This is a genomic window from Sellimonas sp. (assembly GCF_047234585.1).
Lineage (GTDB): Bacteria > Bacillota > Clostridia > Lachnospirales > Lachnospiraceae > Sellimonas > Sellimonas caecigallum.
Genome location: NZ_JBKSWG010000009.1, coordinates 51874 through 77077 on the forward strand (window position 1 = coordinate 51874; position 25204 = coordinate 77077).

General features: G+C 45.3%; 23 protein-coding genes. 1 reads left to right on the forward strand and 22 read right to left on the reverse strand.

The features are described from left to right. Positions 1 to 6: 6 nt before the first annotated feature. On the reverse strand, positions 7 to 1014 hold the full coding sequence (locus tag ACLROL_RS05195; RefSeq protein WP_087201859.1) for a proline racemase family protein: 1008 nt from the start codon (positions 1012 to 1014) through the stop codon (positions 7 to 9). Between the two features lie 297 nt (positions 1015 to 1311). Between ACLROL_RS05195 and ACLROL_RS05200 the strand changes: the two genes are divergently transcribed. Beyond that, positions 1312 to 1929 carry a helix-turn-helix domain-containing protein gene (locus ACLROL_RS05200; protein WP_087201861.1) on the forward strand — a complete coding sequence of 206 codons (618 nt, stop codon included), beginning with the start codon at positions 1312 to 1314 and terminating at the stop codon, positions 1927 to 1929. Between the two features lie 116 nt (positions 1930 to 2045). Here the strand turns inward: ACLROL_RS05200 and ACLROL_RS05205 are convergent, their stop codons facing one another. From ACLROL_RS05205 to ACLROL_RS05305, 21 genes are all read right to left on the reverse strand, one after another. Then, positions 2046 to 3017 (reverse strand): ABC transporter ATP-binding protein, encoded by a 972-nt coding sequence (locus ACLROL_RS05205; protein WP_087211580.1) that lies wholly within the window; start codon positions 3015 to 3017, stop codon positions 2046 to 2048. Beyond that, positions 3017 to 4060: an ABC transporter ATP-binding protein gene (locus ACLROL_RS05210; protein WP_087201865.1), complete on the reverse strand. Its 1044-nt coding sequence runs from the start codon at positions 4058 to 4060 to the stop codon at positions 3017 to 3019. The genes ACLROL_RS05205 and ACLROL_RS05210 overlap by 1 nt, the downstream gene beginning before the upstream one ends. A 12-nt stretch (positions 4061 to 4072) precedes the next feature. Continuing rightward, entirely contained in the window at positions 4073 to 4996 is a 924-nt protein-coding gene (locus tag ACLROL_RS05215; protein ID WP_087201867.1) for an ABC transporter permease, read from the reverse strand. A gap of 9 nt (positions 4997 to 5005) precedes the next feature. After that, a complete protein-coding gene (locus ACLROL_RS05220) occupies positions 5006 to 5926 on the reverse strand; it encodes an ABC transporter permease (protein WP_087201869.1) in 921 nt (306 codons plus the stop codon). Between the two features lie 91 nt (positions 5927 to 6017). Further along, positions 6018 to 7649: a peptide ABC transporter substrate-binding protein gene (locus ACLROL_RS05225; protein ID WP_087201871.1), complete on the reverse strand. Its 1632-nt coding sequence runs from the start codon at positions 7647 to 7649 to the stop codon at positions 6018 to 6020. A gap of 18 nt (positions 7650 to 7667) precedes the next feature. Beyond that, on the reverse strand, positions 7668 to 8738 hold the full coding sequence (locus ACLROL_RS05230; RefSeq protein WP_087201873.1) for a M24 family metallopeptidase: 1071 nt from the start codon (positions 8736 to 8738) through the stop codon (positions 7668 to 7670). Positions 8739 to 9139: 401 nt separating this feature from the next. Further along, the gene (locus tag ACLROL_RS05235) at positions 9140 to 11389 is read right to left on the reverse strand and encodes a beta-L-arabinofuranosidase domain-containing protein (protein WP_087201875.1); all 2250 of its coding nucleotides are present in this window, start codon (positions 11387 to 11389) and stop codon (positions 9140 to 9142) included. Between the two features lie 168 nt (positions 11390 to 11557). Beyond that, positions 11558 to 15091 carry a pyruvate:ferredoxin (flavodoxin) oxidoreductase gene (gene nifJ / locus ACLROL_RS05240; protein ID WP_087201878.1) on the reverse strand — a complete coding sequence of 1178 codons (3534 nt, stop codon included), beginning with the start codon at positions 15089 to 15091 and terminating at the stop codon, positions 11558 to 11560. A 136-nt stretch (positions 15092 to 15227) separates the two neighbouring features. Continuing rightward, positions 15228 to 16142 carry a prolipoprotein diacylglyceryl transferase gene (gene lgt, locus ACLROL_RS05245; RefSeq protein ID WP_221919263.1) on the reverse strand — a complete coding sequence of 305 codons (915 nt, stop codon included), beginning with the start codon at positions 16140 to 16142 and terminating at the stop codon, positions 15228 to 15230. A 21-nt stretch (positions 16143 to 16163) separates the two neighbouring features. Continuing rightward, on the reverse strand, positions 16164 to 17264 hold the full coding sequence (gene ychF, locus ACLROL_RS05250; protein ID WP_087201950.1) for a redox-regulated ATPase YchF: 1101 nt from the start codon (positions 17262 to 17264) through the stop codon (positions 16164 to 16166). A 114-nt stretch (positions 17265 to 17378) separates the two neighbouring features. Further along, on the reverse strand, positions 17379 to 18560 hold the full coding sequence (locus tag ACLROL_RS05255; RefSeq protein ID WP_413067439.1) for a tyrosine-type recombinase/integrase: 1182 nt from the start codon (positions 18558 to 18560) through the stop codon (positions 17379 to 17381). Between the two features lie 89 nt (positions 18561 to 18649). After that, a complete protein-coding gene (locus ACLROL_RS05260) occupies positions 18650 to 18856 on the reverse strand; it encodes an excisionase (protein WP_191493648.1) in 207 nt (68 codons plus the stop codon). 50 nt (positions 18857 to 18906) lie between these two features. Next, positions 18907 to 19692 carry a DUF6551 family protein gene (locus tag ACLROL_RS05265; RefSeq protein WP_413067440.1) on the reverse strand — a complete coding sequence of 262 codons (786 nt, stop codon included), beginning with the start codon at positions 19690 to 19692 and terminating at the stop codon, positions 18907 to 18909. Next, positions 19689 to 20699, reverse strand: a complete 1011-nt coding sequence (locus tag ACLROL_RS05270; protein ID WP_413067441.1) for a hypothetical protein — start codon at positions 20697 to 20699, stop codon at positions 19689 to 19691. Before ACLROL_RS05270 ends, ACLROL_RS05265 begins: the two co-directional genes overlap by 4 nt. 4 nt (positions 20700 to 20703) lie before the next feature. Further along, entirely contained in the window at positions 20704 to 20904 is a 201-nt protein-coding gene (locus ACLROL_RS05275; RefSeq protein ID WP_008394675.1) for a hypothetical protein, read from the reverse strand. Beyond that, positions 20901 to 21278: a type II toxin-antitoxin system PemK/MazF family toxin gene (locus ACLROL_RS05280; protein WP_008394676.1), complete on the reverse strand. Its 378-nt coding sequence runs from the start codon at positions 21276 to 21278 to the stop codon at positions 20901 to 20903. Before ACLROL_RS05280 ends, ACLROL_RS05275 begins: the two co-directional genes overlap by 4 nt. A 479-nt stretch (positions 21279 to 21757) precedes the next feature. Beyond that, the gene (locus ACLROL_RS05285) at positions 21758 to 22051 is read right to left on the reverse strand and encodes a helix-turn-helix domain-containing protein (protein ID WP_413067442.1); all 294 of its coding nucleotides are present in this window, start codon (positions 22049 to 22051) and stop codon (positions 21758 to 21760) included. Between the two features lie 623 nt (positions 22052 to 22674). Further along, positions 22675 to 22869: a translation initiation factor 2 gene (locus ACLROL_RS05290; protein WP_413067443.1), complete on the reverse strand. Its 195-nt coding sequence runs from the start codon at positions 22867 to 22869 to the stop codon at positions 22675 to 22677. A 42-nt stretch (positions 22870 to 22911) separates the two neighbouring features. Further along, the gene (locus tag ACLROL_RS05295) at positions 22912 to 23526 is read right to left on the reverse strand and encodes a LexA family protein (RefSeq protein ID WP_044930281.1); all 615 of its coding nucleotides are present in this window, start codon (positions 23524 to 23526) and stop codon (positions 22912 to 22914) included. Positions 23527 to 23757: 231 nt separating this feature from the next. Further along, the gene (locus tag ACLROL_RS05300; protein ID WP_413067444.1) at positions 23758 to 24261 is read right to left on the reverse strand and encodes a hypothetical protein; all 504 of its coding nucleotides are present in this window, start codon (positions 24259 to 24261) and stop codon (positions 23758 to 23760) included. 33 nt (positions 24262 to 24294) lie between these two features. Next, positions 24295 to 25170, reverse strand: coding sequence for a WYL domain-containing protein (locus ACLROL_RS05305; RefSeq protein ID WP_243097585.1), 876 nt, complete (start codon positions 25168 to 25170; stop codon positions 24295 to 24297). Positions 25171 to 25204: the final 34 nt, after the last annotated feature.

The following is a 25204-nucleotide window of genomic DNA, read 5'->3' on the forward strand; positions in this document are numbered from 1 at the left end:
CTTATGCTAAGCCAGCTGATATCCTTCCTGGAAAATATCGTCCGGGTCAAGCAGGAAAGTATGGATTCCCGTTACCCAGGCTCTCCCGGTCACTTCCGGCACAACTGCCGGGCGTCCTGCCACTTCGGCGTCGTCCAGGTATTTACACAAAAACTGTGCCCCAATGATACTCTGATGGATAAACGACCCGCCTTTTTTTATCTGTCCCTTGGCTGCCAGCACGGCAAGTTTTGCCGATGTGCCTGTGCCGCAAGGGGAACGGTCTACCGCGCCCGGAGGGATAATCACTGCATTTCGAACCGCTCCGTCCGGCTGGCCGGAAGGTTCATAAAACTCAATATGAGTCACATGATTTTCGAAAGCCAGCGTCGGATGTTGTACCGGTATGGTGCGGTTGATCTCTTTTTTCAGGTAATTTCCCGCTTTTACCAGTTCTGATGCATGTTCCGGATCAATAGGGAGCCCCACCTGTTCTGCAGGGATGATCGCGTAAATATTTCCGCCATACGCGATATCCATATGAATTTTCCCATATCTTTCCGTCTCGACAACCGCATCTTGCGCAAGGACAAACGCCGGCGCATTGACGAATGTGACATTCACGGCTGAGCAGTTTTTTACCTCGATTTTCAGTTTGACAAGCCCTGCCGCTGTATCCAGCGTCACGTAAGTGTAAGGTTCCTTTACTTCCACCATCCCAGCTTCCACAAGCGCTGTACCGACCCCGATCGTGTCGTGTCCGCACATTGGCATCCAGCCTCCGACTTCAAAATACAATACGCCAAAATCCGCTTCTTCCCTGCAAGGCTCCGTAATGATCGTACCGGACATTACCTCGTTTCCTCTTGGCTCGAATGTCAAAAGCTTCCGTATCCAGTCTCCTTTCCCGGCCATATATTCCATTTTCTCTTCCATACTTTTCCCCGGTATAGGCGGGACTCCTCCGATCACATTTCTCGTCGGTTCCCCGCACGTATGTGTGTCGATGGTGTGAAATGACTTTCTGATTTTCAAGGCTAAACCTCCTGTTCTTTGTGCAACTTATATAGACCGCGTTCTAGTTTCTGAATTTATTATAGCATTTTTCACACCTTTGTCAATATCATTTTCATTTTTATGAAAATTTGTTTTTCTATTTTTGTATTTTATTGTTATAATTTGTTAATTTTTTATCTTTTATGAAGTATTTTCCTTTTTTATCGTTATATTTTTCACTATCATGAAATTCAGGTCCGACGCAGGCAATCTTGACGTAAAAATAAAAATCTTTTATACTGTCAGTATTTCAAGAAAGAAGAAGGAGGATGGACGATGAGTCAAAATCTTGCAATTGGAGAAAAAATCAAATCTCTCCGCACCGCGAAAGGGTTAACTTTAAAACAGCTTGGGGAGATGACCGATCTGTCCATCGGCTTTCTTTCCCAGATGGAACGCGGTATGTCTTCTATCGCAATCGATACGCTGGACAAAATTGCTTCCGTTCTCGGGGTAAGCTTCAACAGCTTTTTCAGCGATACGGAAGAGGGGCTGAAGGAAGATCCGGTAGTCCACAGTTTTTCGCGCAAAACGATACCGGTCAGCCCACAGATCATACAGAGTTTTTTGAGCCACGATATCGAAGCGTATGATTTTCTGCCCCGAATTTTTCTTCTTATGCCTCTGGCAAACACAGACGAAGAGGAATTGGAGATGTACAGCCATTCCGGCGAAGAATTTATCTATGTCCTGGAAGGAATCGTCACAATCCAGCTCGGCTCATCTCAGCACATCCTTTATCCCGGAGACAGTATCCAGATTCATTCTAATGAAAAGCACAACTGGGTAAACCATACAAATAAAATCGTGAAGCTTTTGACAGTCAATGTTCCAAATCCATTTCAGCACCCGGAGAAAGGATATATCCTGCCATCGGAGGATTTTCCCCTTTGACTGCCCTCATGATTTCCGTCCGAAATCACAAAAGACACCTGCAGGTTTTCTGCAGGTGTCTTTTGACTCTGTTATTCTTTTTTCATCTCCGATATCATCGGATCTGCTTTCTTGTTTTATTGTTTGTCCATCAGATGACAGGCCACTTTATGGCCTGGCGCAACTTCCCGGAGTTTTGGAACCTCTTTAAAACATCTCTCTGTCGCATACTCGCACCGTTCTGCAAACCTGCAGCATTCCGGAGGATTGATCGGACTTGGTATCTCGCCTTTGATCGGGATTCGACGATTACTTTTTGCCTTATCCGGATCCGCTTCCGGGATAGCTGAAAGAAGAGCCTTTGTGTATGGATGTTTTGGATTTCCATAGAGTTCTTCTGTCTCCGCTTCCTCTACTATCGTTCCAAGATACATAACAATCACACGGTCTGAAATATATTTTACAACACTCAGATCATGGGCAACAAACAGATACGTCAGTCCCCTTGATTCCTGAAGATCTTTTAACATATTGATAACCTGAGCCTGAATGGACACATCCAGGGCGGAAATCGGCTCATCACAGATGATAAAATCCGGATTGACGGAAAGCGCTCTTGCAATTCCGATGCGCTGTCTCTGTCCTCCCGAAAACTCATGAGGGAACCTGGACATATGGTCTTTATTCAGTCCGACTGTCTCTAACAGTTCCTGAACCCTGGCATCTGCTTCTTTTGCAGACATACCGTGTTGTCTCAGCCCTTCCCCAACAATCTCTTTCACTGTCATACGGGAATTGAGCGATGCGTATGGATTCTGAAAAATCATCTGCACTTTCTGGCAGAATTCTTTCTTCTCTGCTTTTGACAATTTCGTAATATCTTTCCCGTCGTATATGACCTCTCCGCTTGTCGGTTCATAGAGACGGATCATACATCGGCCAGTCGTTGATTTGCCGCATCCGGACTCTCCTACCAATCCGACTGTTTCGCCTTTGTATATATCAAAGGAAACGTCATCGACAGCTTTCAAATCGGCGTGTCTTCCCACTTTAAAATATTTGCATAAATGTTTAACCTGAACGAGAGGCTTCTTTTCTTTCTTATCCATTATTTTACCTCTCCTTTCTCTATGGCTACTGCGCCCTGCTTTTTGATATCCGTATCCGGAGCATACTCATGCTGCAGCCAGCAGCTTGTCACATGTTCCTTGCACACCTGATATTCCAGAGGCGGATTGTCTTTGCACACATCCATCGCGTACTCACACCGCGCCGCAAATGGGCATCCCTTCGGAGGGAAGAACAGATCCGGAGGTGTCCCTTCGATTGGTTTCAGTTTTTCTCCCTTTTGCGTGTCCAGTTTTGCAATGGACTGCATTAACCCTTTTGTATACGGATGTGCCGTATTATAGAATATTTCGCTGGCCGTACCTTTCTCCACTACTTTGCCGCCATACATGACAATGACTCTGTCACACATCCGGGCGATCACACCAAGATCGTGGGTAATCATGATAATCGACGTGCCAAGCTTTTCCCTCAGTTCCAACAAAAGATCCAGTATCTGTGCTTCAATCGTCACGTCAAGAGACGTCGTCGGTTCATCGCAAATAACCAGACTTGGACGGCTTACAAGAGCAATGGCGATCATAACACGCTGCTTCATACCGCCGGAAAGTTCATGCGGATACTGACGGTATCGTTTTTCCACATCTGAGATACCTACCAGTTTCATAATTTCCAACGCTTTTTCTTTCACTTCACTTTTTGAGATATCCGTCCGTCCGAGAAAAACTTCTTCAATCTGTTTTCCGATTCTCATAGTGGGATTTAAGGATGTCATCGGATCCTGAAATACAAATCCAATATCCCGTCCGCGGATGTTGCGCAGCTCTTTTTTATTCATTTTCAAAATATCTTTTCCATTAAAGAAAATTTCTCCGCCCTCAAAAAATCCAGGCGGCTCCGGATTCAAACGCATGATACACTGTGCCGTCACGCTTTTTCCGCATCCGGACTCTCCTACGATACCGAGAATTTCTCCTTTTCGTACTTCAAAGCTGACGTCTCGGACAGCCTTTACCTCCCCGCCGTATGTTCGGAAAGAGTACACGACATTTTTTAATTCCAGTATTTTATCGTTTTCTGACATTTTTCAGTCCTCCTATTCCGTTCCTCGCAGTTTCGGGTCAACCGCATCTCTAAGACCGTTCCCTAAAAGATTCAGCGCCAGCATCGTCGTGCAGACAAAGAAGGCTGGAACCAGTATTTCATGCGGATAATATCTCAGGAACTGAATTCCCTCTTTACAGATAACGCCCCAGCTGCAGTCCGGCGGAACGATACCAAGCCCGATATAGCTTAAAAAGGCTTCCTGGAAAATCGCTCCCGGAATAGCCATACACAGATTCGTCACAAGCAGTCCCAGAATATTCGGAATAATGTGTCTCAAAATAATTTTTATATCTGGAATACCCAAAACCTTTGCCGCCAACACAAAATCCTGTTCCTTCAAGCGGTACACCTCGCCTCGTACGAAACGGCATGTTCCAATCCATCCCACAACGCACATTGCCACAATAAGAGGGGTAATTCCCTTTCCGAGAACCATCATGACAAGAATTGTGATGATAAGACTCGGTATTCCATAAAGGACATCCACAAGACGCATGACGATCATGTCAAGTTTGCCGCCGTAAAATCCGCACAGGCCTCCGACTACGGCTCCCACACACATATTCAGTACAGCGGAAATCAGACCGATGGACAAGGATACTCTTGCCCCCATCCAGATACGAACCCACATATCACGCCCGGTCGAATCGCATCCCAGCCAGTGTTCCGCCGAAAACATTGCATGTCTTGCATCTACATCCATCTGCGACTGTGTATACTGGCTGAACATAGGTGCAAAGATTGCAAGGAGCGCGTACAGAACAACGATACAAAGACCGATAAACGCACTTTTATTTTTTCTCAGTCGTCTCCACGCATCCGACCAGAAGGAAAGAGACGGCCTGCTGATGCTCTCCATCCGGACAGCATCTTTTCCCCGTATAACAAATGATTCTTTTTTCAATTCTGCCATATCTCTTACCTACCTTTTTCCAATACGTACACGCGGATCGGCTACACCGTATAAAATATCCACAATCAAGTTACATGTTACAAGGAAAATACCGTAGAATATCGTCATCCCAAGCACCATGGAGTAATCGTTGTTTGAAACACTTTCCACGTAATATTTTCCCATTCCTGGAATGGCAAAAATCGATTCCAATACGAATGTACCTGTAAGTACGGACGCTACTGTCGGCCCAAGCACCGTCATAACCGGCATGATGGCGTTCCGTATTTGATGTTTGTACGTTACCCGTAAATCTGACACCCCTTTTGAACGGGCTGTCTTAATATAATCCTGCTGCGTAACTTCCAGCATGCTTGCACGCATGATACGCGAGACGGATGCCAGCGTATAGAATGCCAGCGCGCAGGCCGGAAGAATCGTGTATTCGATCCCTTCGTATTTTGCAACCGGAAGAAGTCCCCATCTGATACCAAAAAGATACTGGAGTACCGCACCCATGATAAAGTCCGGGATACTTGTTCCAAGCACCGCGATGATGACACAGAAGAAATCCAGTTTCTTTCCTCTGTTTCTCGCAGAGATAATTCCCAGGACAAGGCCAATGGATACTGCAAGTACCAAAGCACGGATCCCAAGATCCGCAGAAAACGGGAATGTTTCTCCGATGATATCGTTGACCGTTCTGTTTGTAAATTTCATGGAATATCCGAAATTCCCCTGAAGCAAATTGCCCATATACACCAGATACTGTACAATAAGCGGTTTGTCAAACCCATAGTACGCTTCCATATTCGCCGCAACTTCCGGCGTCAGCTTTGCGCTCGTAAAAGGCGTACCTGGCATCAGACGCACAAGAAAGAACACAATTGTGATCAGTACCCAGATCGTCAGAACCGCTGCTATTACACGCTTTATAATATACTTGAGCATTTCTCATCCTCCTACCGTAAGCGAAAGAATCCGCCGCCCAGTCTGCTGCCGGGCAGCGGTCTTCGATTCTTTCATTCTATTTCATGAATGATTATTTTTCTACATCTGCGTGAACCCAATCGATGTTGACACTGCAATAGAAGAATGTTACGTCCTTCATGTCATCATCCAGCAGATAATGGATTACACGTTCTGCCTGCGGAAGGAATGCACCGTCGTCAATAATAATCTGTTCTGCCTGATGAAGCATATCCATACGGGCTTTCGCGTCTACTTCCTGCTGAGAAGCTTCCAAAAGCTGATCTACCTGATCATTTTTATATCTGCTGTAGTTATAAGAACTGCCTGATTTGAAAAGTTCCAGATAACTGTATGGATCATCGTAGTCTGATCCCCAGCCTCCCCAAGCGATCTCATAATCGCCGCTCTGCTGTCTGCTAAGCACTTCATTGTATGTTACCTGCTGGATCGTCACATTGATTCCCAGCGTCTTGGTCCACATTTCCTGACATACTTCCGCCTGTTTTTTGGATGTCTCCGCATCTGTCGTCGTGATGGAAAGGGAAATGTCGGAAGGATTGGAAAGTCCAAGTTCAGACAAGGCTGTATTCAGATATTCTTTTGCCTTTGCCTCGTCTCCGTCAAGCGGATAAGACTGAAGCGTGGATTCCTCTCCATACGTCTTTTCCACACCTTTCAGGCCGCTGAAAGCAAGTGAAGCGCTTGGTGCACTAATACCATTGTTTACAAGATCATTGTAATCATTTCTGTTCAGCGCATAGTTAAGGGCAAGCCTTAAATTCTTGTTGGAAAGATACTGATTGCTGCAGTTAAAGTAAAAATAATCCACATTTCCATTCCGGAAAACGTTGTCTTTTCCTTCATAAGTTGGGACAGCTGCGGATGGAAGTTCTACATAATCAAGTTCGCCGTCCTCATACATCGCAAGCGCTGTATCCTGAGTCTGTACATAGCTAAGTTCTACTCGGTCAAGTTTAATGGAATCTGCATCCCAGTACTCTTCATTTGGCTCAAATACCCATTTTTGATTTTTGGAACTGGTCAGTTTGTACGGACCTGAATAAATATTTTTCTCTGCGTCTGCCGCAAAATCTTTTCCGTATTTTTCTACGATATCCTGGCGAAGCGGTGCAAACTGTGCCTGAGCTCCGATCATACTCAAAAAGTATGCTGTCGGATGCTCCAGCGTCACGACAAGCGTCGTATCGTCCTGAGCGACAACCCCAAGTTCAGATGGATCCATCTGTCCTTTTTCAACCTGATAACCGTTCTTTATGTATTCTCCGATGAATGCGTATGGAGCTGCTGTTTTCGGGTTCATCAGTCTCTGCCAGCTGTACACGAAATCCTGCGCTTTGATCTGCTGTCCGTCACTCCATTTGGCATCCGGATTCAAATGGAAAGTATAGGTAAGACCGTCTTCGGAAACTTCCCAGGTCTCTGCTACACCCGGATATACTTCTCCTCCGGTGTTCCGCACAAGACTTTCCGTAATTGCATGCTGAATCTCATTGTCTGGGATACTGTTGCTCTTCGTCGGATCCAGACTGGTAGGTTCCGTTCTTGTAGAATAACGGAATACTTTCTCATTGCTTTCTGAAGATTCGCCTTCTTCTTTTCCGCCTCCTGGAACGCCGCATCCAGCAAGCATTGTCACTGTCATTGCTGCTGCCAGCAATGCTGCCAAAATTTTCTTTTTCATAATAAGCCTCCTTTTGATTTAGATTTCTATCAAATCGTGTGTAGCACTTATCAGGTTTTCATACCCCTGTTCTGTGATAAGTCCCTGATCTTCGATCCGGATCCCTCCCCAGCCCGGAATATAAATTCCTGGTTCTACCGTCATAATGTTCCCCTTCTGGAGAACTGCGGTGGAATTGCTTCCGATAAACGGAAGTTCATGGACGAAAAGTCCGATGCCATGTCCGATGCCTCCGTAATTATATTTCAGATAAGGCGTATCCTTAATAGCTTTTAAGGATGCCTCATAACACTCTATGCCTGTCACTCCCGGTTTGATGACTGCTTCCACATCTTCTGTCATCTGCCTGCAAAGATCATACACTTTTTTCTGTTCTTCGGATGCTTTTCCGACTACTACCGTCCGGGTCATATCAGACAGATACCCATTATACTGGCAGCCATAATCCATCAGAACCAAATCTCCGTATTCTATGGATTTGCTTGACGGAATTCCGTGAAGAAGAGATGTCCTTGCCCCTGAAATCAGTATCCCTCCGTACGGCTTTGTATCTGCTCCTTCCATAACCATATAGTGGGACAGCCTGGATGCCAGCTCTTTTTCAGTAACTCCAACACGGATATCTTTGACAATCTTTTCGAACGCCCGCGATGCAATCTCACACGCCGCCCTTAAATATCCTTCCTCTTCTTTTGTCTTTACAGAGCGAAATTCTTCCGTCACATTCGATGTAGGAATCATTTCTGCCTTTACACTGTTCCGAATCGACTCATAAAACGCGAAAGTCAGATAGTCTTCTTCAAAGGCGATGGTTTTTATATTCTCGCATTCGCCCAGATGACCGACCGTCTTCCCGATGGTATTTCCTGGTGTTCGCCAATTCACGATCTCATAAGACGGGCATTCATAAGACGCCTGCTCCGTATATCTTGGATCCGTAATAAAGTACTGTTTTGATTTGGTTATGTACAGATAAGAGTCCTCTCCTGTATAGGAACTGATATAGCGCACATTTGCCGGTTTTGCTACAAAAAAGGAGTCCAGTTCGTGCTCCTCCATGTAATTTCTGATTTTCTGCAGTGTATTCACGTTTTACCCCCCCCCCTATCTAAAATGTATATTTATATTACCACCTTTCTATCTCTCCTGTCAATATCGTGACAATTAATTTCGTTTAATTTTCTCAATTTTCCCTCATTATTGTCTATTTTATTTTGTTTTTTTCAAATATTCTATATTTATTTTTTATTTTTTCTTATTTTTTCTGTTTTATTATTTTTACACAAAATACATTTGTCTATTTTGCACTAGACTTTTGTACATTTTTTGTCTACTTTTTCACGTAATTGAAAAGTTATTTTATGTTGAAAGTTGTCACTTTTTAAATATTTATTCATAAATTTATCTATTTTATTCTTTTCTATTTCGTTTTTCAAAGCTCAAAAAAAGGTTTTGAATAAATATTCCAAATTTATCCAAAACCTTTCCTGTCAATCTTCTTTTTTCCAGTAAACGTGATAGTTCTCTTCCTCTATATCAAACAAAGGACGAAATTCTATTCCGCGAAGTCGAAATCTGCTCCCTTTCTCCCGGACAGGTCTTTCCCCCTTCCGGAATTTCAGATACTCGTTTTCCTTTTGAACAGCCGCCAAAATATACGGACCGTATCGGAAAACACCAAGATTTCCCCGATCCTGCGGGCTTTCTGTCTCTATAGAGCAGAAAAACTGTATTTGTATCTCATGGACACCCTGCGGAATATCCAGACAGAAATATCCGTCTTTTTCGCACAACTGTGCCCATTTAGCTTCATCCATCCAGATATCTGCCTTTCCACTGTTCCAGTACGGATCTCTGATTTTCATCTCAAAATCGGCTCCAGCTTCGATTTCAATCTGTATTTTCCCTGGAACATCCATGTCTGTCTTTTGCCTTACAAAAACATCTTTTTCCTCCCACCTCAGTGAGGATTCCACAAACAGATTCACGATCAGATTATCCTTCTCCGCCGCATAGATCATATCCGCATATTTAAAATGGCTCTCCATACCCGTTCCATGACAGCAGGAATTCTCCCGTTCAAATACTTTTTTCCCTCCCGGAGCCAGAGGAGTAAAGTATACCGATTCCCCGCTTACGCCATGTTCTCTGGACGCAAGGATGTGGTTGAAGAGTGTCCGTTCATAGTAGTCCATCATCTCTTTGCTTCCTTCATACTGATAAAGCTCTTTTGTAAGTTTCAGCATATTGTAGGATGCACAGGACTCGGCTGTGTGATGGGAAAGCAGATTTCCGATACAGTCCGGGCAATGAAACATTTCTCCCTCCCCTGTACCGCCGATGGCGTATGTCCTCCTCTTTGTTACCGTATTCCAGAAAAACTCCGATAAGTCATAGTATCTTTTTTCTCCTGTCACTTTAAATATTTCCATCGCCCCAACGATCTGCGGAATGTGCTGGTTTGCGTGCATCTTATCAAGGGCGTCGATTTTCTGCTCCATTGGAAAAAATAGTTTTTCATCGTCAAAAAAACGGGCGGCATCCAGATAATATGTTTCTCCTGTGATTGCGTAAAGTCTCGCCAAAACATCGTTCATTCCACCGTATTCCCCGGCAATATAGATACTCCACATCTTAAGCCTCTGCTCCTGTGAAAGCCGGGACAGACGATCGTACACCCACTTTCCCATCTTTTTCGCAATGCCAAGTGCTGTTTCACTGCCGATGAACTCAAAGCAGTCCAAAAGCCCCGCCAGGATTTTGTGAAGCGTGTAATATGGAGCCCATATATCCGGGTACGGCACATAAGCTTCCAGTTTATCAAACTGTTCTTCCGGATATCCGCTCAGAAATCCTTCGTGAATTCCTGGCATTTTTCCCATGGCTTCCTGGCATTTTTCCAGCTCCCGGATCATATATTCTGCTTTCTGCTTTATCTTTTGATCTCCCGTCGCTTTATAGCAAAGTGCCAGGGCAGAAAGATAATGTCCGGTAGTATGTCCTCTCAGGCTGCACTCCGGAGCGTCCCATCCTGTCATTGGCTCTGCCTCTTTCGTATCCAGGCCAGCCGCTTCCCGAAAGTTATAGAGCATCTGATCATCGTCCCTGGAAAGAAGAAAGCGGCTCATCTCATCCTGTGCCTGAGTCAGACGGTTGTCTCCTTCCAAAACAGCCTCCCCATGATCGAAGTATCTCATTTTCGGCTTTGTGTCCTTCTTTTCTTTTTCCAGTTTTTCCTTCACATTTATCTGTGCCTCAACCTGGAAAGACAGATCGTCCAGAATGCCCGTCTCTGTCCGTCTCCCTTGTTGTCCATATTTTCTCTTGCTTCCGTCTTCCCATACTACCGGGTGCATGAGTGTTTCTCCTTCTTCGGTGTACACAATCAAAGAAGGCGGCAAAAAGAATTCTTTACCCACTTCCGCTTCCAAATTGACGGGCTCTATTCCTTTTACCCGGATACGGGGATGATCCTCCAGGATGCATACTTTATATTCTTTTGTGGCAGATACCGCTCCAAAGGAAAATGTTCCCCACAGGGAATAGGTCCGGTTCCCCATGCCATAAGAAGGTCTCCTGATTTTTCCGTCTGATCCCAGATACACTTCATGTTCAGAACGCCACTTGATATCAGATCCATATTTCCCTTTGTCCGGAAGATCCAGATCAAATTCAACGGTGTTGAGATTCCCCAGGTAAAGTGCCTCCATATCTTTTTTTACGATCTCTTCTGCATTCATCTTTTTCTCCTGTGTTTTCTAACGAGTACTCTTGTTTTTCTAAATTATAGCACAATATTTATGCCTTATCATTTCCTGCTTTTGAAAAATACCTCAAAAGATTTCGAAACTGGAAAGGGAAAGAGGCATGGGAACAAGTCCCATGCCTCATCATTTTTACATTTATTCTTATTCTGTCTTTCCGTACAGTGCAACAAGTTTGCTGAGATATTCGTATCTCTCTTTTGCTTCCTGTTCGTTCTTTTCGAATAATGCTTTTGCTTTTTCCGGGTTCTGTCTTACAAGAGAATTGTAACGTACTTCGCCGTTCAGGAATTCCTGATAATCTCCTGTAGGAGCTTTGCTGTCCAGAGTGAATTTATTTTCTGCAGCCGGGTTGAAGCGGAAGTTGTTCCAGTATCCGCATTCTACTGCAAGCTGTTCTTCTGTCTGTGCTTTGCTCATACCTTTCTTGATACCGTGGTTGATACACGGAGCGTATGCGATGATCAGTGACGGTCCCGGATAAGCTTCAGCTTCGGAAATCGCTTTAACTGTCTGGTTGAAGTCTGCACCCATTGCAATCTGTGCAACGTATACATATCCGTAGCTCATTGCAATACCAGCCAGATCTTTCTTCTTCGTTTCTTTTCCGCCTGCTGCAAACTGTGCTACCGCACCTGTCTTTGTAGCTTTGGAAGACTGTCCGCCTGTGTTGGAGTAAACTTCTGTGTCGAATACCATGATATTGATATCCTGTCCGCTTGCCAGTACGTGGTCAAGTCCGCCGAATCCGATATCGTATGCCCATCCGTCTCCACCGAAGATCCACTGGGATTTCTTAGCCAGGAAATCTTTGTTGTTTACGATGTCTTTGCATACTTCGCATTCGCATCCAGAAAGAGCAGCAACAAGTTTATCTGTAGCTGTTCCGTTTGTAGCTCCGCATGAGAATGTATCAAGCCATTCCTGACATGCTGCTTTTACTTCTTCAGATGCTTCTTCGGATGCTGCAACGGATTCTACTTTTGTCTTTAATCCATTTCTGAGTGCTTTGTTTGCAAGCATCATACCATATCCGAACTCTGCGTTATCTTCAAAGAGGGAGTTAGACCATGCAGGTCCTTTGCCTTCTGCGTTCACTGTGTATGGAGTGGACGGTGAGGAGTTACCCCAGATAGAAGAACATCCTGTCGCATTGGCAATATACATTCTGTCGCCAAATAACTGTGTGATAAGTTTTGCGTACGGTGTCTCGCCACATCCTGCACATGCTCCTGAGAATTCAAGAAGCGGCTGTTTGAACTGACTTCCCTTTACTGTATTTTCTTTGAATTTTGCAACAACTTCCGGTTTTACCGGGATTTCTCTTCCGAAATCGAAGAAGTTCTGTTCTCCGGCATTTTCTTCCATGTTGCCCATAACAAGTGCTTTTGCGCCTTTCTTTCCTGGACATACATTTGCGCAGGAACCACATCCTGTACAGTCGTAAGCGGATACTGTGATAGAGAATTTCATATCCGGCATACCAATCATCGGAATTGTCTGCATTCCTTCCGGTACATTTGCAGCTTCTTCTTCTGTGAGAGCTACCGGACGGATAACTGCGTGCGGACATACGTATGCACAGCGGTTACACTGGATACAGTTTTCCGGCTGCCACAGCGGGATATCTACTGCAATACCACGTTTTTCATATGCAGCTGTTCCGGACGGTGTTGTTCCGTCTACGTATTCTGTAAATGCAGATACAGGGAGTGAGTTTCCTTCCTGTGCATTTACTTTTGCCTGAATATTTTTAACGAAATCTACGACTTCTTTTCTTCCGCCTTTGACTTCCGGTGTGAATAATCCTTCGTCTTCTGCGTTCTTCCAGCTTTCCGGAACTTCAACCTGTACAACCTGTTTTGCACCTGCATCGATAGCGTCGTAGTTCATCTGAACGATCTTATCGCCTTTTCTTCCATATGTCGCTTTTGCTGCTTTCTTCATCAGATCGATCGCTTCTTCTTCCGGAATGATAGCTGCCAGTTTGAAGAATGCAGACTGCAGGATCGTATTGATACGTCCGCCGAGTCCGATCTCTTTACCGATCTTGATACCGTCGATCACATAGAACTTGATGTCATGGTTTGCGATGAATGCTTTTACCTGTCCCGGAAGATGTTTTTCCAGTCCTTCCATATCCCAAGGGCAGTTCAGAAGGAATGTACCTCCGTCAACCAGTTCCTGAACCATGTTGTATTTATTGATGTAGGACGGGTTGTGGCATGCAACAAAGTTTGCCTTTTTGATCAGATATGTTGATTTGATCGGCTTCTTTCCGAAACGAAGGTGTGACATTGTTACACCGCCGGATTTCTTGGAGTCGTAATCAAAATATGCCTGAGCATACATATCTGTATTGTCTCCGATGATCTTGATGGAGTTCTTGTTAGCTCCGACTGTACCGTCTGCTCCAAGTCCCCAGAATTTACAGTTGATCGTTCCTTCCGGAGTTGTCACAAGCGGAGCCCCCACTTCAAGTGAAAGATTTGTAACATCATCCACAATACCGATCGTGAATTTTTCTTTTTCTGTATTTTCATATACGGCAACGATCTGAGCCGGTGTCGTATCTTTGGAACCTAATCCGTAACGTCCTGTGAGGATCTTCACGCCGTCAAATTTTGTTCCTTTCAATGCTGCGACAACATCCAGGTACAGAGGTTCTCCCTGTGCTCCCGGTTCTTTTGTTCTGTCAAGTACAGAGATTACTTTTACAGAATCCGGAATCGCATTTACAAGTGCTTCAGCACAGAATGGTCTGTAAAGACGTACCTTTACAACTCCGACTTTCTGTCCTTTTGCAAGGAGATAATCTACTGTCTCATCGATTGTCTCGCAAACGGATCCCATAGCGATGATAACGTGTTCTGCGTCTTCTGCTCCGTGGTAGTTGAAGAGTTTATAGTTTGTTCCGATCTTTGCATTGACCTTGTCCATGTATTCCTGAACGATAGCCGGCATTGCATCATAGAACGGGTTGCATGCTTCTCTTGCCTGGAAGAATACGTCCGGGTTCTGAGCGGATCCTCTTTCACATGGATGATTCGGATTTAACGCATGTTTACGGAAAGCGTCGATAGCATCCATATCAACGAGATCTTTGAGATCTTCGTAATCCCATGTCTCGATCTTCTGGATTTCATGTGATGTACGGAATCCATCAAAGAAATTGATGAACGGAAGACGTCCTTTGATAGCTGCACAGTGTGCTACCGGTGTCAAGTCCATAACTTCCTGAACACTGGATTCACAAAGCATTGCACATCCTGTCTGGCGACATGCATATACGTCTGAGTGGTCTCCGAAGATAGAAAGGGCATGGCTTGCAAGAGCACGTGCGGAAACGTTAAATACTCCCGGAAGCTGTTCCCCTGCGATTTTATATAAGTTCGGGATCATAAGAAGAAGTCCCTGAGATGCCGTGTATGTTGTTGTAAGAGCACCTGCTGCGAGGGAACCATGTACAGTACCTGCAGCACCTGCTTCGGACTGCATCTCTGTAACCTGTACTTCCTGTCCAAAAATATTTTTTCTTCCCTGGGTAGCCCATTCATCTGTAGCTTCAGCCATAACGGATGATGGGGTGATCGGATAGATAGCAGCTACATCTGTGTATGCATATGAAGCATGAGCTGCAGCATGGTTACCATCCATGGTTTTCATTGATCTTCCCATTTCTTTATTCCTCCTTAGGTTCTTTAAATGTTTCTAAATTCATAGATATAGTTATTATATCCCGAATATTTTCAAAAGTCCAGTGTGGGGCCTTGATATTTTGTTCCTTTTTTCATACACCACACGGAGATGATATCTATTTGCCAAAAAATCGTTTTTTCGACCTGCCAAACATCCCGCCTCCCCGCGGCTTGATGTGTCCATTCTGTCCTGCACGCTTGTATATAAAATACATGGCAGAAAACAAGACAAGAAAAACAGATATAACCTGGGAAACAGGGCTTTCAACACCCGGTATCAAAAGGGAATCTGTCCGGAACCCTTCAATCCAGAATCTTCCGAGGCCATACCCCAAAAGAAAAATCAAAAACAGCTCCCCATCCTGCTGTCTCTTCTTCGATGCCAGGAAGATACAGACTGCAAGAAGTAAACACCAGACTGATTCGTACAGAAAAGTCGGATGAACCTGCACAAAATTTGTCTCCTCAATCTGCACAACATGATTGCGCATCATCTCCGTCACATCAGCCGCACGTACAGCTGAGACAGGAATCTGCATGGCAAAGATTCCGTCTGTGTACTCGCCAAACGATCCTCTGGCAAAAAAGTCTCCCCATCTGCCGATGGCAATCCCAACGGCAAGTCCCGGCGCAGCTGTGTCCAGCACAACAAGCGGATAGAGACCTTTGATTCTGGACATAAGAAAAACAGCGCCCGCTCCTCCCAGCAAAGCGCCGTAAAGGGCAAATCCTCCCTCGGAAAAGCGAAAAAAACTGGCCGGGTCATCTTTTAGATACTCTAAGGCAAAAGCCGCGTAAAACAATCTTGCCCCAATCACGCCGAAGGCTGTGACTGCAATGGCGATTTCCAGATAATCTTCTGCCTTTTGTCTCGTCTTCACTGCCCTCACGCACGTAACTGCAATTCCCGCCGCAAGAGCGATCCCCATCAGGATTCCATAATATGAGACAGAAATTCCAAATACGGATACGGAAACCGGCACATCCCCGAACCAGATCCCGAGATTTGGAAAAAATACCGCATTCTGCATATACTTTCTAACCCCTGTTCTTTATACGTTGAAACGGAAAAGAATCACATCTCCGTCTTTTACTACATACTCCTTACCCTCGGATCTGACAAGCCCCTTTTCTTTTGCAGCTGTCATTGTCCCGCATGCAATGAGATCGTCATATGCCACGACCTCAGCCCGGATAAAACCACGTTCGAAATCCGAATGGATCTTTCCGGCTGCCTGCGGAGCTTTCGTCCCTTTGCGTATTGTCCACGCCCTTACTTCCGGTTCCCCTGCCGTCAGGTAGCTGATCAGCCCAAGCAGGCTGTAACTTGCCTTGATAAGTTTCTCGAGACCGGATTCTTTTAATCCGAGGTCTTCCAGGAACATCTGTTTTTCGTCATCTTCCAGCTCCGCGATTTCCTGCTCGATTTCCGCACAGACAACAAAGACTTCATACCCGGCCTCTTTTGCGTATTCCCGAACCTTTTTTACGCCTTCATTAGACGCTCCGTCATCTGCCAGGTCGTCTTCTGATACATTGGCCGCAAAAATAACAGGTTTATATGTCAGCAGATTGTAGCTTACGATCCACTCCTGCTCTTCCTCATCCCGGATATCGTCGAAACTTCCCGCCATCTTTCCTTCTTCCAGATGTGCTTTGATCCGTTCCATGAGGTCAAGTTCTTTTGCCACAGTCTTATCATTTCGAGCCGCGCGGACTGCCTTGCTGATTCTGCGCTCCAGCACCTCAATATCAGAAAAGATCAGTTCCAGATTGATCGTCTCAATGTCTCTAAGCGGATCGATGCTTCCGTCTACATGGACGATATTGCTGTTTTCAAAACACCGTACGACATGAACAATGGCATCCACTTCCCGGATATTTGCAAGAAACTGATTTCCAAGTCCTTCTCCTTTGGACGCTCCCTTTACAAGTCCCGCAATATCCACAAACTCGATCACTGCAGGCACAACTTTTCTTGTCTGATACATATCTGCAAGCACATTCAGCCTTTCATCCGGCACCGTCACGACGCCCACATTTGGATCGATCGTACAGAACGGATAGTTTGCCGACTCCGCACCTGCTTTTGTAAGGGAATTAAAAAGCGTACTCTTTCCAACATTTGGTAATCCAACAATTCCTAGTTTCATATATCTTTACATCTCCTTTGTTTTTGTTGTATTTACAAGGTTTTTCGGGTTCCCTTTCGGTGGCACTACACCATTTTTACACCATTTTCTCATTTAACTATATAGGGTTTTATATCAGGATACCCGATTCCTTTCAAATTGCCTTACAGCTAGATCAAGGGATTCATCTGTTACATGGACATATCTATCCATTGTGGTTTTAATACTTGCATGACCAAGAAGGCTTTGCAAAACCTTTGGCTGCATACCACTCTCAATAGCCCTTGTTGCATAAGTATGACGCAATGCGTGCATACAGAAACGATCGATCCCGGCTTCATCACAGAGCTTATACAGATGGGTATCGTAAGAGCTGTTTTTTGCAGGCTCCCCCGTTCTCCAGTTAATAAAGACAAGATCGTGCATAACCAGACGAGCAGTAGTACCTGTACGCCTGTCAATATACTCCAGTGTTTGCGAGAGTAATGGAGACTCCTTTCTATCAGTACGGCTATCATATATCGTCTTCAGGATTTCATAAGCTTTATCCGTCAAAGGTATTGTACGATAGCTGTTCTGCGTTTTAGGAGGCCCAGCACGCCAAAAATGCTGTCCATGTCTGTATTCCAGTGTCTTATTTACGGTGAGTGTCTTCTTATTAAAATTAATCGCATCCCAAGTCAAGCCAATCATCTCACCAGTCCGCAATCCCGTTTCAAGAATCAACGCATACTGGTTATAATTATGAGATCGTTTAGCCACTTCGAGAAACTTCTTTTGATCTTCTCGTGTAAGAAAACGAATATCATCTTTTGCCCTGACTGGTTTCGTATATCGGACACCATCCATCGGATGTTTGGAAATCATGCCATTCATCAATGCAGCTTTGAACATTGTGCCCATAGTAATGTATGTCTGTCGAATCGTAGAACCAGCATAATCCGCATCCATTTGAATTAACACTTTCTTACAGTGCATAGGCCGTACATTGGATAAAAGCATTCTCCCAATTACCGGCTGGATATTATTAACATATCGTTCACGATAATTTCTGAGCGTGTTAGGTGCCAAATCCCCTACAATATTTTCAATCCAAAAATCGAACCATTCATCGACTATTGTATCAGATGGCACAAACACCTCTTCATGCTTATCCGCATATTTTGCTTCTTCAATCCAATTTCTCGCTTCTGGAATAGTACGAAAATACTTTTCGTGTCTTTTTCCCGATTTATCTACAAATCTCGCGCAATACAACCCGTCCTTTCTTTGGCAGATTCCTTTGCCACATTCTTTGCCTTTGAGATTTTTTCCCATGTGAAACTCCTTTCCCACAGGCGGGAAAGGTTCCACTGCAACACTCAGATTATATCACAGTGGCCCTAAACCCTCAAGAGTATAGCTCATCAGATTACAAGTTTCTGACTGATGTACTCTTCAAATTCTTTACGTTTTACTAATTTTTTTGTACCTACAAATAAAACGAACGGACAGCCTGGTGCACGCAACATACTATCAATCTTGTTTATTCCAATATTGCTGTACTCAGCTGCCTCCTTCGCTGTTAATGTCATCTTCAAATGAATGGGAACTTTCCCGTCATAATATTCCATAGACCCGCTACCTCCTCTCCGCCGACATCAAGCTACTAGCATTATAGAAACTAAAATTTAAGAGGCAACATATAGCGACGGCTGTTTCCGTTGTACATTCGATAAACCTGATACATATATTTTTTGTACCCAGCCATATTCACACCAAGGGAACGGCCTTCCCGGTAAATGGTAAGCGGATCGTACCGACGCAGCTGTTCAACCAGGCGCTTAGGACTATATTCATCGTGATAAAGATCCACGAAGAATACCACGCCAAGCAGAATCTCAAAGCGAAGAGAATCCGGAGCGCCGTCCCAGGCATTTACAATATGCTGCATTCCTTCCTTATAAATTTTTTCTCCCACCTTTTTGTAGATGGAGTAGGCAGTGCCAACGCAGCCGATCCGGCACTTGCCTCTGTCCTGGTTGTAGTCCAGCCGTAAGCCTACATCCTCCGTGGCTTTCAGGAACGCCACCGCATCCGGGTCATTGCCGTAAATCAGCGCACGCAGTTTCGCACCGGCGGTAAGCTGAGCGGAAGTACCAGTCTGCTGGGCAAACAAAATAGCCTCATCCAGTTCGGAGAGACCATAGAACACTTTGCAGCGGATAGGCAAGTCCTGACCGCCGTTGCGGAGCTTTCTGGCGGCAATAGTGTGCTGACCGTCAAAAACATAGTAGTGACCGTCACGGAAGCTGACCTTCGGGTCATTGGCGATATGCTCGTCAAATTCTGCCGCGATCTTGCGGACACGGTTGGGATTCAGTTCCCTCTGGTAAGCGTTACGAGGGACTTCCAGGTTCTTGCTGTAGATCATCATCTCGTCAAAGGGGCAGTTAATCAGGTTCTTCATGTTGGTTCCTCCTGTTCGATTTTGTGAATGAATTGAATGGCTTCTTTGAATATTTTCAGTACCTTGCGGCGGTACGATTTCTTATTTAAAAGTCCCGGATAGCTTTCAAAGCAGCGGAGACATCGGCGTATCATGGTGGATACCGCATCCTCCAGTTCATAGAACATGGTGCTTTCATCTGCCAGTTCTTCCGTAGTTTCCATGCCGGATGAAATCGCAAGGATTTTTTGGATTTCTGTCATGGGGCGGGTAGGATGCTCTGCTTCTTCCCGCTCTGACTCTGGCTGAACTTCATCATCAGTGATTGATGAAGGTTCAATTTCTGTCGGTATTTGCTCTTGAACTGGGGCTGATGTTTTATCTGGCAGCTGCTTTGGCTGACGCAGCTGTTCAACCAATGCAGGGCGAGCATCCGGGTCAGCTTTGGCAATAGCTGCAACGGCAGTATCCGTAGGCTTAATGGAACCAGAAAGTAACTCTTTCTTAATTCCAGGTTCTATCTCATCAGCAGCATCCACCCCCATAGCATATCGTTCAGCTCGGCGGACATATCGCTCGTTTGTATTGTTTTCGCGGGCAATTCTTTCTGCGGTTTTTTCGACTTTCTGGTGGTGGACATTTTGTCCACCACCACTTTCATTAGCTAAAGTGTGTTGATTTCCATGAAAACTCGCTGTTTGTTTTTCCGCTTCATACCGCTGCCCAATCAAATATTTCTTCTGCTGTGGTGTCAAATTTCGACGACCAAGCTGGTTACAGCAAATCCAAGCAATGGCGGCATAGCGGTCAGGAAACTCCTTTTCAAAGACTGTGTATTTGATTTCCGGATGTGCTTGAATAATACGAAAGCGATTATGACCATCTACGATGCAGCCGTTCCAGACAATCAACGGATTCAGCACAACGCCGTCCTGGAGAATATTTTCTTCCAGCAGCTGATATTCTTCCTCAGTCAGAGGTGGAATTTTAGACTCGAACTCTGGGTCAATCCGCAGTAGTTCATCCATCTCATCACCCCCGTTCCGATACCGGCGTTACATAGTAGTCATAGCCCATGCGAATCTGGCAGTAGGTGCAGATTTCCTTTACTGTCTGCCGGTAATTTGCTCGCCGGATACGATAACTCCCTGTGATCTCGAAGTTTTCCCGGCAGGTGGGGCAAAGACAGATCAGGGAATTCCTGTCATTTCCTTGCCGGGTCAGGCGCGTCATACGCTGTCCTGGGAAAGCCCCAGGCTGGCACATACCGCTTTATCAATCACTTCCATCTGAGCTTTGGTCAACCGCCCAGCATAGCTGCGTATGCGGTGCTTATCGATCACCCGTAACTGTTCCAACATGAACAAGGAGTCTCCGTCATACTTCATTCCGGGAATCTTGCTCAGAACAACGTGTGTCGGCAGATATGGCTTTTTGTCGGCCTGCTTTGTAGCAGGTGTGACGATCAATGTTGGTGAATAGAAGTTTCCTACGTCATTCTGCAGGATCAGCACAGGGCGGATACCGCCGTGCTCACAGCCATAGGCAGGATTTAAGTTTGCAAAGTATATCTCTCCGCGATGATATTGTTTAAAATCTCGATCCATTGTGTGTACTCCTTTCTTGTGGGTATGTTAAAGGAGCCAGAACACGGGAATAACCTTCCCGGTCATGGCTCCCGAAAATTTCTTAAGCGGTTATTTTCTCACATTTGTCCTCGACACCCCTGAGAAGCGGGAAATCATCAGGCGGCAGCTTGCTGGGCTGCTCCATAGGCATCTAACCTCCCCGCCTTCCTTATGGCCGGGCTGCGAATTACAGAAGTATCATTATCCCTGTATGCCGTCCTGGCCCTGCCGGTTGCAATCCGGTATTTTGTAGCAAGTATGGTTCGCTCGCCTCCGGGTGGAAGGTCATGGCGTACTGCCTGTCCGGCTCTGACATACGGTAATGTACCTGATGAATGAGTATTCGGTTTTCAAGGTTCCCAGCCGGTGTTCCCTGGCTGTGATTAAATTGTAGCCGAATCCAAATTGTTTCCAGAGTGACTCGTTGTCACGGTACTGGTCGAGTTTGTCACGGTAGATTAAAGAGAAGCCTTCAGCTGTCCAATCTGATCCATTATGTTTTCCAGTTCTCGCTGGATACGCTCAATGTCTGAATATTTCACCCGCCCTAAGATCAGATAGTCCAGAGATATATCAAACGTAATAGCAAGTTCAATTAGCAGGTCGAGTGAACCACCGCGTCTTCCGTTTTCCAGTGCCCTGTAATGATCCAGACTAATGTTCAGCTTGTCGGCCATCTGTTGCTGGGTCTTGCCACATTCCAAGCGCAGTTTTGAGATTCTCATTCCACATTCCATAGGATCGTAATACATAATTTTTCCTTTCCGCCTGTGCGAAAAGCGGCAAAGGATACAAACTCCGCAGCGGTTTCCCATCTCACAGCCTGAAAATGAGCGCAAAAAGAGAAGGGTACCGATACCGCACCTTCCTAAAACAGGATTAGTGCAATATTTGTATCCTCAGCCCTTAATGCATATCAGGCTTTCGATATTTTTTGAAAGCCCTGCCGGAAAACAAAAGAAGGCCGCCGACAGAGCCGGACTCCAAAATTGGAATCCAATTCTGCCAGCGGCCTCTCATGTAATGTCTGGTTAAACCTCTGGACTGTTAAGGTATGTGACCTGGAGCAGGATTTACGCAGCCTGTTTCATCTCAACCTGTCCGTCGTTATACCTGTGTATTCATTTTTGTCAGAGACCGGCGAGCCTCCCAGTCTCATTGACTTCACCTTTGGGGGCGTAGATGTCAATTCGGTCATGCCGACGCCCCATTACTTTTCTGACCATTACTGCATGGCATTTTGAGCACTCCACCTTGATCGTACCGCTGGAATTTTTATACCCAACGGAGATTTCGCCGCAATTCGGACAATGCCATGAGAATGGTCGCCAAATTTCCTTTTCCTGCATAAGTCCATCCTCCCTCCATGGCCTTGTCACTTTATTGAAGTCAAAAATTTCTTTGCCAGCTCCCTGCCGGTATAAACAGGGATTGGCTTCGTTTTAGCGTATGCCAGTATCTGTACTGCCTGATGGCAATGCTCGCACTCCATCCAGCCATCCGTTTCCTCCAGATAGAGATTATGGTTCAGCTCCCCGCAAATTGGGCAGCGCACATCGTAGGTTTCCATTGTCAGAACACATCCTTTCCTGATTTATCGTAAAGGCCAGTGTTACAGGGCCTTGATGACGTGTTTTGCCACGCCCTGTACAATGAGCTGCTTCACTCGAATTTCTTTGTCTGGATACTTTGTTTGATTCGCATATCGAAGAATCACATCTCCGTTTTCCTCATCAATTCCGCCAAAGGTTTTCAGAGTGTTCTCATTGTCCTCATCCAGCGCGACGACAATATCGCCGACCGCCGCTGTATCTTGTATTCTGATAACGATCAGATCTTCATCCTCGATGCCCGCATCTACCATGGAGTCGCCTTTAGCGCGGAGAATATAGAATTTACCCTCTCCAAAAATGGATTTGGGAAGGCTTACATATTCCTCTACGCTTTCCTCCTCACGCTCCGGGTCTCCACAGCGGATACTGCCAACCACCGGTGCGGAAAAATATCCGGAGGTACATTTGCCGACCTGCTTTGTCACAATGGTTTTGCCATCATAGGAAAGCATACCGCGCTCATTCATGGCGACAAGGTAGCGATAGGAAGTCGCCTTTGACACGCCAACGCCTTGTGCAATCTCATTTACAGACGGAGAGGCGTGGTGTTCACGGTAATACTGGTCAACAAAGGTACAGATTGCATTCATCACTTCCGGGTTCTTGCTTCTCATGGTCATTCCTCACATTCTAAATGAAACGGCTCGTTTCAGATATTTATATTATAGCGAACACCTGTTCTTCTTGCAAGGGATATTTTGCCAGAAAAAACGAGATGTCGCCGTTTAGCGACATCTCGTGCGAAATATCATTGTTTATTCGCTCACGGGTCTAATACCCCGCTGCTTGCAGCGTTCTAAAAGAGAAACTAGGAGCGGATACCCCGTTGCTTGCAGCGGGGTGGTTCATTCGATTTCTTCCCATGGTTCTAATCCCATTTCCTCCCAGGTCACACCATAGGGAGCGCCGCCGGAAGTATAACCGACAATAAAGAAAAAGGTATCATCCTGTTCGGGAAGAGGAACTTCTTTCGGCTTTTTCCGTCTGTGTCCTTTTGCTTTGCGCTGTTTCACCTTTGATGTGCTCATTGAGTCAGCGGATGAGGCGTTTTTCGTTTTGGGAAGCAAGTGCTGTGGCAAACCGGATTCTTGTAATCGCTGGAGAATATGTGGACATTTTTTCTGGTATTCATTCAGCACTTCGCCATAAGGAATCCAGAATCCAAGCCCCTGAATGCGACAGTATACCCGCTCAGCAATTTGAACAACTTCATTATCATCCGGTGGTTGCTTCTTTTCCTGCAGAAACCGGTCGGTTTCCCGATACATCAAATCGGAGATACGGGCTTTTTGCTTCTGCTTTAGTTCCTTATATTTCTTATTTGAATTGTTCATTCGTTGTCGGTTCATACAGTTACCGTCTCCGTTAAATCTGAAACAGACTCATTCCAGCGCAGCCCTCGCCATCCGCTGATATTCGTCCAGTACGAAAGCAGGGCTTTCTATCTTCATCCTGCCGCACCAACCAAAGACCCAGCGGTAAAAAGTTGGGCTGGTACAAACCAATACTCTTGCTCTGAAATGATTGTCATCTACAGTTTCCGTCTCTACATCCAGACCAAAGTGATCTATCAGATGTTTCATCAGACTGTTTTCGCAAAGCAGCGATACTTCAACCGGTTCCTCCATATCGTACATCCGAAAGACCTCACGCGAATAATTTGCCAGATTCAGGCTGTCTGGTGCCGATGTCGCTGCCTCATCAAGAATTTCCGGCTGTCTGCTGATCCGATCTACCCGGAAGGTATTGATTTGATTCCGGCTATGGTTCAGGCCAAGAACATAGTAGAAGTCACCATCCCATATCAGCGCATAAGGACTGATAACATACGGTAACCCATCGTTTTTCAGCACCCTCTCTTTTTGAGTATTGTAATCCGTATAGTAGAATGAAATCCGTTTACCTTCGTTAATCGCATCATTGATTGCTTCGACAATGTAGTAGCTTTTTTCGTTGTCCGATTTAACACGTCCAGTCACATATAGATTGCGCTTGAGTTTTGCCGCATTGGCTTCACTGGTAAGCGCCATCAGTTTAGAAATCAGCACCTGGCTTTTGCCTACGGAGATAAACTTTGAAGACTGCACCGCATCAATCAGCAATTTCACTTCCGGCAGTTCAAACAGACGGTCATTCAGATAATATTTCTTTTCACGGGAACGAATCTCCATCACTTCAAGGCCACCGGCGTTCAGCAGTTCTATGTATTTAGGGATGGTTGTCCGATGCAGCTTGATCTGGTGATAGGTTTCCATCATGTCTATCAGTTCTTTGGTGGAAACTGGATGGTCC